The following is a 13,314-nucleotide window of genomic DNA, read 5'->3' on the forward strand; positions in this document are numbered from 1 at the left end:
CGAAATTCACCGCTCCCTGCGTGCCGGCCCGCTGGCCGGGCGCGCTGTGGTTCGTCGTCGTGGCAGCACCCGGGCCAGCTGCTTCCTGATCCGGGAGTTCTTGCTCCGGGCGGCCAGGGCCGCCTTCGCGCCCGAGCTGCTGCGTGCCAGGCAGAGCAGCACCCCGATCGCGGACATGGCCGACAGCATGGCGGAACCGCCGTAGGAGAACAGCGGGAGCGGGACGCCCGCGATGGGCAGCAGTCCCAGCGCCGACCCCAGGTTGATCACGGCCTGCGCCATGATCCAGGTGGTGGCGGCTCCCGCGGCGTACCTGACGAAGGGATCCTTCGTGCCGATGGCCACACGGATACCCGCGTAGCCTAGTGCCGCGAAGAGACCGATCACCGACAGCGTCCCCACCAGACCGAGTTCCTCGCCCGTGGTGGCGAAGATGAAGTCGGTGTGCGCCTCCGGGAGCTGGCCCCACTTCTCCACGCCGGCGCCGAGTCCGGAGCCGAAGAGGCCGCCGAGGCCGAACGAGTACACGCCGTGCAGGGCCTGGAAGCAGCTGCCGGCGGCGTCGAGCTTGGTCACGCCGATGCAGGAGAGCCGCTCGGCCCGGTGCGGGACGGTGACCACCAGGGCGGTGCAGACCACCACGGCCACGCCGAGGGTGGCGACGAACAGCCGCAGCGGCGCGCCGACCATCCACAGCAGGCCGAACAGCATCGCGACCAGGATCATCGAGGTGCCCATGTCGCCGCCGAGCATGATCAGCGCGAGCAGCAGCAGGGCGCCGGGCACCAGCGGGACCAGCAGGTGCTTCCACTGGTCGAGCGTGCCGGCCTTCTGCTTGCGGGCCAGCAGGTCGGCGCCCCAGAGCACCAGGGCCAGCTTGGCGAACTCCGACGGCTGGAACTGGAACACGCCGAAATCCAGCCAGTTCCGGTTGCCGTTGACCTCCATGCCGATGCCCGGGATCGCGACCAGCACCAGGGCGCCGATCACGATGAGCATCACCGGGTAGACGATCACCCGCAGCACGGCCACCGGCACCAGGGCGAAGCCGAGCAGCAGCACGAGGCCGAGCACCACCGCGAGCAGCTGCTTGAAGAAGTAGAACTGGGTGGAGCGGTGCTGGCCCAGCGCCAGGATCTGGGAGGCCGAGAAGACCATCATCAGCCCGAGCACGACCAGCAGCAGCGCCGTTCCGGCGATCAGCAGGTAGGGCGTGAGCGGCCGGTCCAGGGCGTACCGCACGCGGCCCCGGAAGGCCTGCAGACGGGCGACCGGACCGGCCGACTTGTAGGCGGTGGTGGTGGCCGAGATCACCCGCAGGGACTCGGCCGGGCCGCCTCTCTCCGGCGTGCTCGAACCACCCGCCCTGCCCTGCCCGGCCACACCGCTCCCCTTTTCGTGCTTCAGGGCCGGAGCCCGTCCATGTCCGCTACCGGTCCGCCAGCTCCCGCACGGCCGCAGCGAAGAGGTCGCCGCGCTCGCCGTAGTTGGTGAACATGTCCATCGAGGCGCAGGCCGGGGCCAGCAGTACCGTGTCACCCGTTCGGGCGAGCGACGCGGCCGCGCGGACCACCTCGGTCATCGCCACCGCGCCAGTCTGGCCCTCGGCCGCCTCGATCACCGGGACATCCGGGGCGTGTCGCGCCAGCGCCTCGCGGATCAGCGCGCGGTCCTCGCCGATCAGCACGGCGGCCCGCAGCCGCTCGGCCGCGCCCCCGACCAGCTCGTCGAAGGTCGCGCCCTTGGCCAGGCCGCCGGCGACCCAGACGACCGGCCGGTACGCCGCGAGCGAGGCCGCGGCGGCGTGGGTGTTGGTCGCCTTGGAGTCGTCGACGTACGTGACGCCGTCGACCACCGCGACCTCGGCGATCCGGTGCGCGTCCGGGCGGAAGGCCCGCAGGCCCTCCCGGACGGCCTTCGGCTCCACGCCGTAGGCGCGGGCCAGCGCGGCGGCCGCCAGGGCATTGGTGATGTTGTGCGGGGCCGGCGGGGAAACGTCCTCGACCGAGCCCAGCTCGGCGGCGTTCTTGGCCCGGTCGGGCACGAACGCGCGGTCCACCAGCAGGCCGTCGACCACGCCGAAGTTCGACGGGCCGGGCGCGCCGAGGCCGAAGCCGATCGCCCGGCAGCCCTCCTCGACGTCGGCCTCGCGGACCAGCGCCTCGGTGGCCGGGTCGGCCAGGTTGTACACGCAGGCGACGACGTTGCCCTCGTAGATCCGGCCCTTGTCGGCGGCGTACGCCTCCATCGAGCCGTGCCAGTCGAGGTGGTCGGGCGCCAGGTTGAGCACCGCGGCCGCGTACGGGCGCAGCGAGGGCGCCCAGTGCAGCTGGTAGCTGGAGAGCTCGACGGCGAGCACGTCGTACGGCTCCTCGGCGAGCACCGCGTCCAGCACCGAGACCCCGACGTTGCCGACGGCGGCGGTGCGCCGGCCGGCGGCGGTGAGGATCGAGGCGAGCATCTGGACGGTGGTGGTCTTGCCGTTGGTGCCGGTGACGGCCAGCCAGGGGGCCGGCTCGCCGGTGGCGGGCAGCGGCCGGCGCAGGCGCCAGGCCAGCTCGACGTCGCCCCAGACCTCGACGCCGGCCTCGGCGGCGGCGGCGAACAGCGGGCTGCTCGGCGGCCAGCCGGGCGAGGTGACGACCAGCCGGGTGCCCTCGGGCAGGGTGGCGCCGTCGCCGAGGCGGACGGTGACGCCCAGCGCCTCCAGTTCGGCGGCGCGGGCCCGCAGGCCCTCGCCGGAGCCGCCGTCCACGACGGTGACCTCGGCGCCGAGGCCGCGCAGGACGCGGGCGGCGCTGATGCCGGAGACGCCGAGCCCGGCGACCGCGACCTGGAGTCCGGCCCAGTCGGGTCCGGTCGGTCCGGGGGCGGTCATCCGGTCACCCATCCCGCGTAGAAGAGGCCGAGGCCGACGGCCACGCACAGGCCCTGGATGATCCAGAACCGGACCACGACCAGGACCTCGCTCCAGCCCTTGAGTTCGAAGTGGTGCTGCAGCGGGGCCATTTTGAAGACGCGCTTGCCGGTCATCCGGAACGAGCCGACCTGGATGATCACCGAGAGGGTGATGATCACGAAGAGGCCGCCCAGCAGGACGAGCAGGATCTCGGTGCGCGAGCAGATCGCCAGACCGGCCAGCGCGCCGCCGAGGGCCAGCGAGCCGGTGTCGCCCATGAAGATCTTGGCGGGCGAGGTGTTCCACCAGAGGAAGCCGAAGCAGGAGCCCATCAGGGCGGCCGCGACCACCGCGAGGTCCAGCGGGTCGCGGACGTCGTAGCAGTTGGAGGTGGCCGAGGCCACGTAGGCGCAGCTCTGGCCGTACTCCCAGACGCCGATGAAGGTGTAGGCGCCGAAGGCCATCACCGAGGCACCGGTGGCCAGGCCGTCCAGACCGTCCGTCAGGTTGACGCCGTTGGAGGTGGCGGCGATCAGGAAGTACGCGAAGATGACGAACAGCACCGGGCCGATCGCCCACTCGAAGTCCCGGACGAAGGACAGGTGCTCGGAGGCCGGGCGGCGGCCGGCGTTGTCGGGGAACTGCAGGGCCAGGACCGCGAAGGCCAGGCCGACGATGGACTGGCCGGCCAGCTTGGCCTTGGCCCGCAGGCCCAGGGAGCGGCGCTTGACGACCTTGATGTAGTCGTCGAGGAAGCCCACCAGGCCCAGACCGGTGGTCAGGAACAGCACCAGCAGCCCGGAGGCGGTCGGGCTCTCGCCCGTTATCGCCTTGGTCGCGAAGTAGGCCACCAGGGTCGCCAGGATGAAGGCGATGCCGCCCATGGTGGGCGTGCCCTTCTTGCTGTGGTGCGCCTTGGGGCCGTCGTCGCGGATGTACTGGCCGTAGCCCTGCCGGGCCAGCAGCTTGATCAGCGCGGGGGTGCCGGCCAGCGACAGGATCAGGCCGATCATGCCGGAGAAGAGGATCTGCTTCATTACTCGGCCGCACCGTCCGCGAGGAGGGCCTCGGCCACCTTCTCCAGCCCCACCGAACGGGAGGCCTTCACCAGCACCACATCCCCCGGCCGCAGCTGACTGCGCAGCAGCTCGACCGCCGCGTCCGCGTCGGACACCAGCACCGACTCCTCACCCCACGAACCTTCGTTCCTCGCGCCCAGTTCCATGCAGGCCGCCTCGCGTCCGCCGACCGCCACCAGCTTGGTGACGTCCAGTCGGACGGCGAGCCGCCCGATGGCGTCGTGCTCGGCCAGGCTGTCCTCGCCGAGCTCCCGCATCTCGCCGAGCACCGCCCAGGTGCGACGGCGCTCCGGGCCGCGACCCCCCATCGAGATGAGCGCCCGCAGCGCGGCCCGCATCGAGTCGGGGTTCGCGTTGTAGGCGTCGTTGACGACGGTGACACCATCGGCCCGGTCGACGACCTCCATGCGCCAGCGGGACAGCGCACCCGCCTGGCTCAGCGCTTCGGCGGTGTCGTCGACGGTCATCCCGAGCTCCATCGCCACCGCGGCGGCGGCGAGTGCGTTCGAGACGTGGTGCTCACCGTACAGGCGCAGCTGCACCGGTGCGGAACCGGCCGGGGTGCTCAGCGTGAAGGATGGACGTCCGGTGGAGTCCAGGCGAACGTCCTGTGCCCGGACATCGGCCTGCGCGGACTCGCCGAAGTAGACCACCTTGGCCTTGGTGCGCGCGGCCATGGCGCGCACCAGCCGGTCGTCCGCGTTGAGGATCGCCGCGCCGTCGGCCGGCAGGGCCTCGACGAGTTCGCCCTTGGCCTCGGCGATCGCCTCCTGGGAGCCGAACTCGCCGACGTGCGCGGTGCCGACGTTGAGCACCAGGCCGATCCGCGGCGGGGTGATCGAGGTGAGGTACTCGATGTCGCCCTTGTGCCGGGCACCCATCTCCAGCACCAGGTGCCGGGTGGCGTCCTCGACCCGCAGGGCGGTCATCGGGTGGCCGATCTCGTTGTTGAGCGAGCCCGGCGGGTAGACGGTGTCGCCCAGGCGCTGAAGCAGCTGGGCGATGAGGTCCTTGGTGCTGGTCTTGCCGGCCGAGCCGGTCAGCGCGACCACGGCGGCGTCGGAGCGGCCCACGACGGTGCGGGCCAGCTTGCCGAGCGCGTCCACCACGCTGTCGACCAGCACGGCGGGCACGCCGACCGGGCGGGAGGCCAGCACCGCGACGGCGCCGGCCTCGACGGCGGTGACCGCGTAGTCGTGGCCGTCCACGTGCTCGCCGACGAAGGCCGCGAACAGGCCGCCGGGGCGGACCCTGCGGGAGTCGACCTCGACCGGGGCGGTCACCAGGGCGTCGGGGTCGGCGCCGGCCAGGGTTCCCCCGACTGCGGCGGCCACCTCGGCGAGGGTCAGTGCGATCACGGCTGCTCTACTCCTCCGGTGCCCCGGGCGGCCGTGGTCCGCGCGATGGATTCGCGCAGCACCTCCCGGTCGTCGAAGGGGCGGATCTCGTCTCGTACGTACTGGCCGAGCTCGTGGCCCTTGCCGGCCACCAGCACGGTGTCGCCGGCCTGGGCGCGGGCGACCGCCAGCTCGATCGCCTCGGCGCGGTCGGGCACGACCAGGACGGCACCGCGCTCGGCCTCGGGCACCGCGGCGGCGCCGTTCAGCATGGTGGCGAGGATCGTCAGCGGGTCCTCGCTGCGCGGGTTGTCGCTGGTCAGCAGGGCGGTGTCGGCCAGCCGGGCGGCGATGCCGCCCATCGGGGCCCGCTTGTGCGGGTCGCGGTCGCCGCCGCAGCCGATCACCACGTGCAGCCGGCCCTTGGTGACCTCGCGCAGCGAGCCGAGGACGGCCTCCAGGGCGTCCGGCTTGTGCGCGTAGTCGACCACCGCGACGTACGGCTGGCCGGCGTCCACCCGCTCCAGCCGGCCGGGCACGCCGGGGACGGCGGCGACGCCGGCCACCGCCCGCTCCAGCGGGATCCCGGCGGTGGCGAGCACGACGATGGCGGCCAGCGCGTTGGCGACGTTGAACGGGCCGGGCAGCGGGACGGAGGCGTCCGCCTCGGCGCCGCCGGGGCCGAGCACCCGGAAGGTCGAGCCGATCGGGCCGAGCTGGACGTCCACCGCGCGCCAGTCCGCCTCCGGGGCGCCGGTGGCGGAGAAGGTGGCGACCGGGATCTTCGCCTCGGCGGCGAGCCGGCGGCCGTAGGCGTCGTCCACGTTGACCACGCCGGCGCGGGACTTGCCGGGCTGGAAGAGCCGGGCCTTCGCCTGGAAGTAGTCCTCCATGTCCGGGTGGAAGTCGAGGTGCTCGGGGGTGAGGTTGTTGAACAGCGCGACGTCGTAGGCCACGCCGTCGGTGCGGCCGTAGACCAGGGCGTGGCTGGAGACCTCCATGGTCACCGCGTCGGCGCCGCGCTCGCCCATCACGGCGAGGATCGCGTGCAGGTCGGTGGCCTCGGGGGTGGTGCGCTCGCTCTTGATCCGCTCGTCGCCGACCCGCATCTCGACGGTGCCGATCACCCCGGGGTGGCGGTCGGCGCCGCGCAGGCCGCCCTCGACCAGGTAGGAGGTGGTGGTCTTGCCGTTGGTGCCGGTGAGCCCGATCATCAGCAGCCGCTCGGAGGGCCGGTCGTAGACGGCGGCCGCGAGCTCGCCCATCCGGGCCCGGGGCCGGTCGACGACCAGCAGCGGCAGGCCGGTGCCCGCCGCCAGTTCGGCGCCGGCCGGGTCGGTGAGCACCGCGACCGCGCCGGCCGCGGCGGCCTGCCCGGCGAAGGAGGCGCCGTGGTGGTTGGCGCCCGGGAACGCCACGTACACGTCGCCGGGGCGGACCTCGCGGGCGTTGTGGGTGACGCCGGTGACCTCGGGTCCCTCGACGGGGTCCAGGCCCAGCAGGCGGGCGACCTCGGCGAGCGGCCGGGCGCCGGTCCGGGCGGGGCGGGGCGGGCTCACGGTGATTTGATCGGGTTTCGGCACGGCGGAGAGGCTATCCGCCGAAGGGCGTCCAGGGCCAAACCGGCCCTTTTCCGCGCCGGCGGCCGCACCCGCCAGGTCGTTGCTCATGGTCGATCACGGCTTCCACTCGACGGGCAGGTTGGGCGCCTCGCTGCCGCTCGGCGGGACCTGGAGGGTCTTGAGGGTGAACTCCATCACCTGCTTGAACACCGGGCCGCACAGCTGGCCGCCGAAGTGGCCGTTGACCGGGTCCTGGATCACGCAGGAGACGGTGACCCGGGGCTGGTCGGCCGGGGCGAACCCGATGAAGGAGGCGGTGTACCCGCGGTAGCCGCCGGCCTTCGGGTCCACCCGGTTGGCGGTGCCGGTCTTGCCGGCGACCCGGTAGCCCGGGATCGCGGCCCTGCCGCCGGTGCCCTGCTCGTCGGAGACGACCGACTCCAGCATCTCGGTGAGGGTCTTGGCGGTCTGCTCGCTGACCACCCGGGACTGCTCCGAGGCCGGGGCCGCGCTGTACTTGCCGTCCGGCGCGGTGGTGCCCTGGACGACGCTGGGCGCCACCCGGACCCCGCCGTTGGCGATGGTCGAGAAGACCGAGGTCGCCTGCAGCGCGTTGACCGACAGGCCCTGGCCGAACGGGATGGTGTACTGCTTGGACGCCTTCCAGTCCTCCGGCTTGTCGAGCAGCCCCGCGGTCTCGCCGGGGAAGCCGAGGCCGGTCTGCTGGCCGATGCCGAACTTCCGCAGGTAGTCGTAGAGCACCCGGTTGGCCTCGGGCTGGGTGTCGCCGAGGGTCTGGGCGGCCTCGATGGTGCCGATGTTGGAGGACTTGGCGAGCACGCCGGCCAGGGTGAGGTACCAGGTGTCGTGCTCGATGTCGTCCTTGAACGCGACGTCGCCGCGGACCAGCGGGTACGGCACGGTGACCTTGGTGTCCCAGGTGGCCTTGCCGGTGTCCAGGACGGCCGCCATGGTCATCAGCTTGGCGGTGGAGCCGGGCTCGTAGGCGTCCTGCAGGGCGGCGTTGCCGAGCTGCGAGTTCTTGGCGGTGCTCAGGTCGTTCGGGTTGAAGCCGGGCGAGGTGGCCATCGCCAGCACCTGGCCGTTCCGCACGTCCTGGACGATCACGTAGCCCTTCTCCGCCCCGGCGTTGGTGACCTGGTCGGTGATGGCCCGCTGGGCGGCCCACTGGATGTCGCGGTTGATGGTCAGCCGCAGGTCGGTGCCGGGCACGGCGGGGTCCAGCGAGCCGCCCGCGGTCGGCACCAGACGGCCGCCGGCCTGCGCGTAGCTGCTGTGGCCGTCCTTGCCGGCCAGCAGCTTCTGGTACTGCTGCTCCAGCCCGCCGGCGCCCTCGCCCTCGGCGTTGACGAAGCCGACCAGGTTGGCGGCCAGCCCGTCGGACGGGTAGACCCGCTTCTGGGTGTCCCGGTTGAAGACGCCGGCCAGCGGGTTGACGCACTCGTTGTCCAGCCGGGTGCGGCCGCCCTCCTCGGCGGGCTTGTTCAGCAGCCGCTTCTGGGCCTGGCAGGCACGCGATCCCGCCTGCTTCTCCAGACCGGACTTGAGGTCGCTGATCTGGTTCTTGACGTCCGGGCTCTGCTGGGCGGCCAGCCGCTTGTAGCGGGTCTTGGGGGTGTGCAGGTCGGCCGCGATCTTCTCCTTGGGCACGCCGAGGATCGGCGCCAGCAGCGCGGCGGCCTGCTCGGGGGCGTCGGGCAGACCGGTCGCCTCGGGGGTGAACATCGCCGGGTCGGCGGTGATGTCGTAGGCGTCGACGGTGGTGGCCAGGGACACCCCGTCGGAGGACGTTATCGAGCCCCGTTCGGCGGTGATCGGGATGTTCAGGTAGCGGTTGGTGTTGGCGTCGGCGGCCAGCGCGTCGGAATCCAGCAGCTGGAGCTGGACCAGCCGCCCGGCGAAGATCGAGAACACCACCGAGAGCGCGATGGTGATCACCCGCAGCCGGCGGCGCGGGTCGGCCAGCCGGAGCCCGCGGGAGGCGGGGCGACGGGTCGGCGGGCGGCGCTGGGGGCGTGGCCGGGGTGCCGGGGGGCGCCCGTCGGAGCGGCGCTGCTGGGGGGCGCGCGCCGGGCGCGGACGGCCGGGCTGCTCCTTGGCGCCCTGGGCCTTGGCGGCCGACGGCTTGGCGGGCTGGGCCTTCGGGCTCTGCGGCTTCGGGCTCTGTGCCTTGGGACTCTGTGCCTTGGGACTCTGCGCTTTGGGACTCTGGGCGCGGCCGGCGGACTGCCCGCGCGGGACGGCCGGACGCGGCGCGGCGCCCTTGACGGGGCGGCGACCGCCCGCGCCGGCGCCGCCGGAGGGCTGGCGGGGCGTGCTCATCGGCCGGTACCCCCGCCCGCGTGCGGCGACGGCTGCGCCGTGCCCGGGTTGACCTGGACGGTGACGTCGCCGCCCGACACCGGACCGGTCGGCGAGGCGGCGGCGGTGGACGGCGGCGGCGGGGCGGCCGGAGTGGTCCCGCCCGCGGTCGGCTGGGCGGTCGACTGGCCGGTCGGCTGCGCACTCGGCTGAGCGGTCGGCTGGGTGGTCGGCTGGGTGCCCGGCGCGGGCTGCTTCGCGGGCCACGGTTCCGCGGTGGACCGTTTCACCGGAGGGCTGTCCTGCGCCGCCTTGGGCGTGCCGACCACGGCGCCGCCGTTCGGCAGGTCGAGGAAGGCCATCCCGCCGCCCGGCACCATGCCCAGCTCGGCGGCCCGGCGGGCCAGCGCGTCCGGAGCGGAGTTCTGGTCGATCTGGCGCTGCAGCCCCTGCTGCTCGTCGGTCAGCACGGTGGTCTGCCGCTGCAGCCTGGACAGCTCGAAGGAGCCCTCGTTGAGCGCGGTGTTCAGCGCCAGCAGCCCGAGCAGCCCGGCTCCGAGCAGCACCACCACCAGCACGGCGAACGGTGTCCGCCCCCGTACCGGCCGCCCCGGACGCACGGTGATCCGCGCCCTGCCGCTCTGCCCGGGGAGCAAACGACTCCCCGCCCCGCCTCCGGCCACCGGCCCCACCACTGTTGTTCCTCCGCCCTTCGGACCGCCCCGGTGCCGGTCAGCGCCGGGTGCTTCGGTCCCTGATCCTCTCCGCCACCCGCAGCCGCACGGGCGCGGCGCGCCGGTTCTCCTCGATCTCCTCCTCCGTGGCCAGTTCGGCACCGCGAGTGATCAGCTTCAGCCAGGGCTGGTGCTCCTCGGGTACGAACGGCAGCCCCGGAGGGGCGGTGCTGGTCGCACCGGCCGCGAAGTACTGCTTGACCAGACGGTCCTCCAGCGACTGGTAGGACATCACGACGATCCGCCCGCCGAGCGCCAGCACGTCCAGCGCTCCGGGGATCGCCCGGTCCAGGACCTCCAGCTCGCCGTTGACCTCGATCCGCAGCGCCTGGAAGGTCCGCTTGGCCGGGTTCCCGCCGGTGCGGCGGGTGGCGGCCGGGATGGCGTTGCGCACCAGATCGACCAGACGCGCGCTGGTGGTGAACGGTTCCTTCTCGCGCTCCCGGAGGATGACCGAGGCGATCTTGCCGGCGAACCGCTCCTCGCCGTAGAACTTGAGGATCCGGGCCAGCTCGCCGTGGCTGTAGGTGTTCAGCACCTCGGCCGCGCTGATCCCCCGGGTCTGGTCCATCCGCATGTCCAGCGGCGCGTCCTGGGCGTAGGCGAAGCCGCGGTCGGCCTCGTCCAGCTGCATCGAGGAGACGCCGAGGTCGAACAGGACGCCGTCGACCCTGGGGACGCCCAGGCGCTCCAGCACCTCGGGGATCTCGTCGTAGACGGCGTGCACCAGGGTGGCCCGGTCGCCGAAGCGGGCCAGCCGCTCGCCGGAGAGCTTGAGCGCCGCCGGGTCGCGGTCCACCGCGATCAGCCGGACGTCCGGGAACTGGGTGAGCAGGGCCTCGCTGTGGCCGCCGAGGCCGAGGGTGGCGTCCACCACCACCGCGCCGGGCCGGGAGATCGCCGGGGCCAGCGCGTCCATGCACCGCTGCAGCATCACCGGGACGTGCTTGGGTGCCGGATCGTTGGTGGTCATGCGCTGTGGCGCCCTTCCTCGGTGCGAAAGCCGCCCGACGTCCGGGGAGCTCCGACCATTCTCTCCCACCAGGGCGCGCAGCCGTCCCGCGGGCCGGGCCGCGCGGCCCGTGGTCCCCGCCCGCTCCTGGGGAAGGTCGTGACCGCCCGGCGCCGGGGAAGGTGCGCCAGGTGGCACGGAGAGCGGGTGGAGGCCACGGGCCGCGTCGGTCACCGCACGGCCGGAAAGGCCCGGTTGACGGGCCCCGGCGGGTGTGCTCCACTGCGCCGCAACTCTATCGCGCACGCCCCGTCAGTCAATGGCCCGCTCCGGCGCACCACCCGGGCGGCGGAAAGGATCACCGCAGGTCGCGACGGTGCTCGTGGCACATGCCAGGGGCCCGGCGGGGCACCCGGACGGCCGATCGCCCACCCACTCCCGCCTTGTGGGAACGCCTTCGGCCACAGGCGTCCGCTCTGTCGCAAACAGCCCCACCGCGAACGGGTGAATCGCACTAACGTCTTCCCCATGACAGTGACTCCCGACCGGCCCACGCCGACCGCCGCTGCCGACCCCACCCCGACCATCATCGACCGCTTCGTCGCCGCCAACCGCGAGTACGCGCTGACCTTCCGCGACGGCGGCATGGACGCCCGCCCGGTGCAGAGGATCGCCGTGGTCGCGTGCATGGACGCCCGTCTCGACCTGTTCGCCGCGCTCGGCCTCGAACTCGGCGACGCCCACGTCATCCGCAACGCGGGCGGCGTGGTCACCGACGACACGATCCGCTCCCTGACCATCAGCCAGCGCGCCCTGGGCACCCGCTCGATCGCGCTGATCCACCACACCGGCTGCGGCCTGCTCGGGCTCACCGAGGACTTCCGGCGCGAGCTGGAGGCCGAGGTCGGCCAGCGCCCGCAGTGGGCGGTCGAAGCCTTCGTCGACCTGGACGGCGACGTCCGGCAGTCGATGCAGCGGGTGCGCACCTCCCCCTTCCTGCTCCACACCGACGACGTGCGCGGATTCGTCTTCGACGTCCACACCGGCCTGCTGCGCGAGATCGACTGATCTCCCGCCCCGCCGAACGGCCCGGCCGAGCAGCCCGCCCGAGCGGCCCGGCCGACGCCGTCCGGGCCCGCCGCGGGCACTCCCGGTGCCCCTTCCGACCTGGGCAGCCCTTCCAAGTGGTGACTTCTGGCCTCCCCAGGGGGGAGAATGCGCCTGCCGGTCTGACCTCGAACCACCTGGGGCGGCCAGCCGCAGGCCGTACCCCGGCACCGGCTCCCGCACACGGAACCGCTCCCGGAGGGGCCGCGTCCAGCATGGGGTGGGGCCGGGCTCGGACGGAGCCGGTCGTGGTGTGCCAGGGAGCGAACGGGTGACGAGCTACAGCGATCAGGCCGGTCTCGACGGTCGTGCGGGGAGCGACCAGGGCGCAGCCGGGTACGGCCCGGTCGGCCTGTCGGAACTCGCCGCCGTCGTCGACCGGGTCCGGGCCAACATCGAGAGCGTGATCGAGGGCAAGCCGGAGGCCGTGCGGATCGCCCTGACCGTGCTGCTCGCCGAGGGCCATCTGCTGCTGGAGGACGTGCCCGGCGTCGGCAAGACCATGCTGGCCAAGGCGCTCGCCCGGTCCGTCGACTGCACCGTGCGGCGCATCCAGTTCACCCCGGACCTGCTGCCCTCGGACGTCACCGGCACCAACATCTTCGACCAGCAGCAGCGCGACTTCGAGTTCCGCCCCGGCGCGATCTTCGCCCAGATCGTGGTCGGCGACGAGATCAACCGGGCCTCGCCCAAGACCCAGTCCGCGCTGCTGGAGTCGATGGAGGAGCGCCAGGTCACCATCGACGGCACCAGCTACGTGCTGCCCTCGCCGTTCATGGTGGTCGCCACCCAGAACCCGGTCGAGATGGAGGGCACCTACCCCCTCCCGGAGGCCCAGCGGGACCGCTTCATGGCCCGGATCTCGATGGGCTACCCCAGCCCCGAGGCCGAGTTCGCCATGCTCGACGTGCACGCCGGCGCCAGCCCGCTGGACGACCTGCAGCCGGTCGCGCACGCCGCCGACATCCTCAAGCTGGTCGAGCTGGTCCGCACCGTGCACGTCGCCGACCCGGTCCGCCGCTACGTCGTCGACCTGGTCTCCGCCACCCGCAGCAGCCACGAGCTGCGGCTCGGCGCCTCGCCGCGCGCCACCCTGCACCTGGTCCGGGCCGCCCGCGCCGCCGCCGCCCTGGACGGCCGCGACTACGTCACCCCGGACGACGTCCAGCGCCTCGCCGTCCCGGTGCTCGCCCACCGTCTGATGCCCACCGCCGAGACCCAGCTCAGCCGCCGCACCGCCGAACAGATCGTCACCGACCTGGTCGCCCGCCTGCCGCTGCCGCGCCCGCAGCAGGGCGGCACGGCCGTCCGGAGGGGCTGAG

General features: G+C 73.3%; 10 protein-coding genes. 2 read left to right on the top strand and 8 right to left on the bottom strand.

Features of this window, described 5'->3' with window-relative positions; all coding sequences use genetic code 11:
* Positions 1-6 precede the first annotated feature (6 nt).
* From ftsW to rsmH, 8 genes are all read right to left on the bottom strand, one after another.
* Positions 7-1,314: a putative lipid II flippase FtsW gene (gene ftsW / locus ABZW10_RS08405; protein WP_355362099.1), complete on the bottom strand. Its 1,308-nt coding sequence runs from the start codon at positions 1,312-1,314 to the stop codon at positions 7-9.
* Between the two features lie 115 nt (positions 1,315-1,429).
* Positions 1,430-2,878, bottom strand: a complete 1,449-nt coding sequence (gene murD / locus ABZW10_RS08410; RefSeq protein ID WP_355361701.1) for a UDP-N-acetylmuramoyl-L-alanine--D-glutamate ligase — start codon at positions 2,876-2,878, stop codon at positions 1,430-1,432.
* Positions 2,875-3,936, bottom strand: coding sequence for a phospho-N-acetylmuramoyl-pentapeptide-transferase (gene mraY, locus ABZW10_RS08415; RefSeq protein WP_350544130.1), 1,062 nt, complete (start codon positions 3,934-3,936; stop codon positions 2,875-2,877). The genes murD and mraY overlap by 4 nt, the downstream gene beginning before the upstream one ends.
* The gene (murF, locus tag ABZW10_RS08420) at positions 3,936-5,336 is read right to left on the bottom strand and encodes a UDP-N-acetylmuramoyl-tripeptide--D-alanyl-D-alanine ligase (RefSeq protein WP_355361704.1); all 1,401 of its coding nucleotides are present in this window, start codon (positions 5,334-5,336) and stop codon (positions 3,936-3,938) included. Before murF ends, mraY begins: the two co-directional genes overlap by 1 nt.
* Positions 5,333-6,985: a UDP-N-acetylmuramoyl-L-alanyl-D-glutamate--2,6-diaminopimelate ligase gene (locus tag ABZW10_RS08425; protein WP_355361706.1), complete on the bottom strand. Its 1,653-nt coding sequence runs from the start codon at positions 6,983-6,985 to the stop codon at positions 5,333-5,335. The genes murF and ABZW10_RS08425 overlap by 4 nt, the downstream gene beginning before the upstream one ends.
* 6 nt (positions 6,986-6,991) lie before the next feature.
* The gene (locus ABZW10_RS08430; RefSeq protein WP_355361708.1) at positions 6,992-9,220 is read right to left on the bottom strand and encodes a penicillin-binding transpeptidase domain-containing protein; all 2,229 of its coding nucleotides are present in this window, start codon (positions 9,218-9,220) and stop codon (positions 6,992-6,994) included.
* Positions 9,217-9,825, bottom strand: coding sequence for a cell division protein FtsL (locus tag ABZW10_RS08435; protein ID WP_355362101.1), 609 nt, complete (start codon positions 9,823-9,825; stop codon positions 9,217-9,219). Before ABZW10_RS08435 ends, ABZW10_RS08430 begins: the two co-directional genes overlap by 4 nt.
* Before the next feature lie 106 nt (positions 9,826-9,931).
* Complete coding sequence (gene rsmH / locus ABZW10_RS08440) at positions 9,932-10,906, bottom strand: 16S rRNA (cytosine(1402)-N(4))-methyltransferase RsmH (RefSeq protein WP_355361710.1); 975 nt, start codon at positions 10,904-10,906, stop codon at positions 9,932-9,934.
* Positions 10,907-11,413: 507 nt separating this feature from the next.
* Between rsmH and ABZW10_RS08445 the strand changes: the two genes are divergently transcribed.
* Positions 11,414-11,953, top strand: a complete 540-nt coding sequence (locus tag ABZW10_RS08445; RefSeq protein WP_355361712.1) for a carbonic anhydrase — start codon at positions 11,414-11,416, stop codon at positions 11,951-11,953.
* A gap of 391 nt (positions 11,954-12,344) precedes the next feature.
* Positions 12,345-13,313: a MoxR family ATPase gene (locus ABZW10_RS08450; RefSeq protein ID WP_355362103.1), complete on the top strand. Its 969-nt coding sequence runs from the start codon at positions 12,345-12,347 to the stop codon at positions 13,311-13,313.
* The last annotated feature ends 1 nt before the right edge of the window (position 13,314 follow it).

It is taken from the genome of Kitasatospora sp. NPDC004723 (assembly GCF_040609255.1).
Lineage (GTDB): Bacteria > Actinomycetota > Actinomycetes > Streptomycetales > Streptomycetaceae > Kitasatospora.

Coding starts and splice junctions, on each gene's coding strand:
- murD (WP_355361701.1), bottom strand. CDS start 2,878: ATGACCGCCCCCGGACCGACCGGACCCGACTGGGCCGGACTCCAGGTC.
- mraY (WP_350544130.1), bottom strand. CDS start 3,936: ATGAAGCAGATCCTCTTCTCCGGCATGATCGGCCTGATCCTGTCGCTG.
- ABZW10_RS08425 (WP_355361706.1), bottom strand. CDS start 6,985: ATGAGCAACGACCTGGCGGGTGCGGCCGCCGGCGCGGAAAAGGGCCGG.
- ABZW10_RS08430 (WP_355361708.1), bottom strand. CDS start 9,220: ATGAGCACGCCCCGCCAGCCCTCCGGCGGCGCCGGCGCGGGCGGTCGC.
- rsmH (WP_355361710.1), bottom strand. CDS start 10,906: ATGACCACCAACGATCCGGCACCCAAGCACGTCCCGGTGATGCTGCAG.
- ABZW10_RS08445 (WP_355361712.1), top strand. CDS start 11,414: ATGACAGTGACTCCCGACCGGCCCACGCCGACCGCCGCTGCCGACCCC.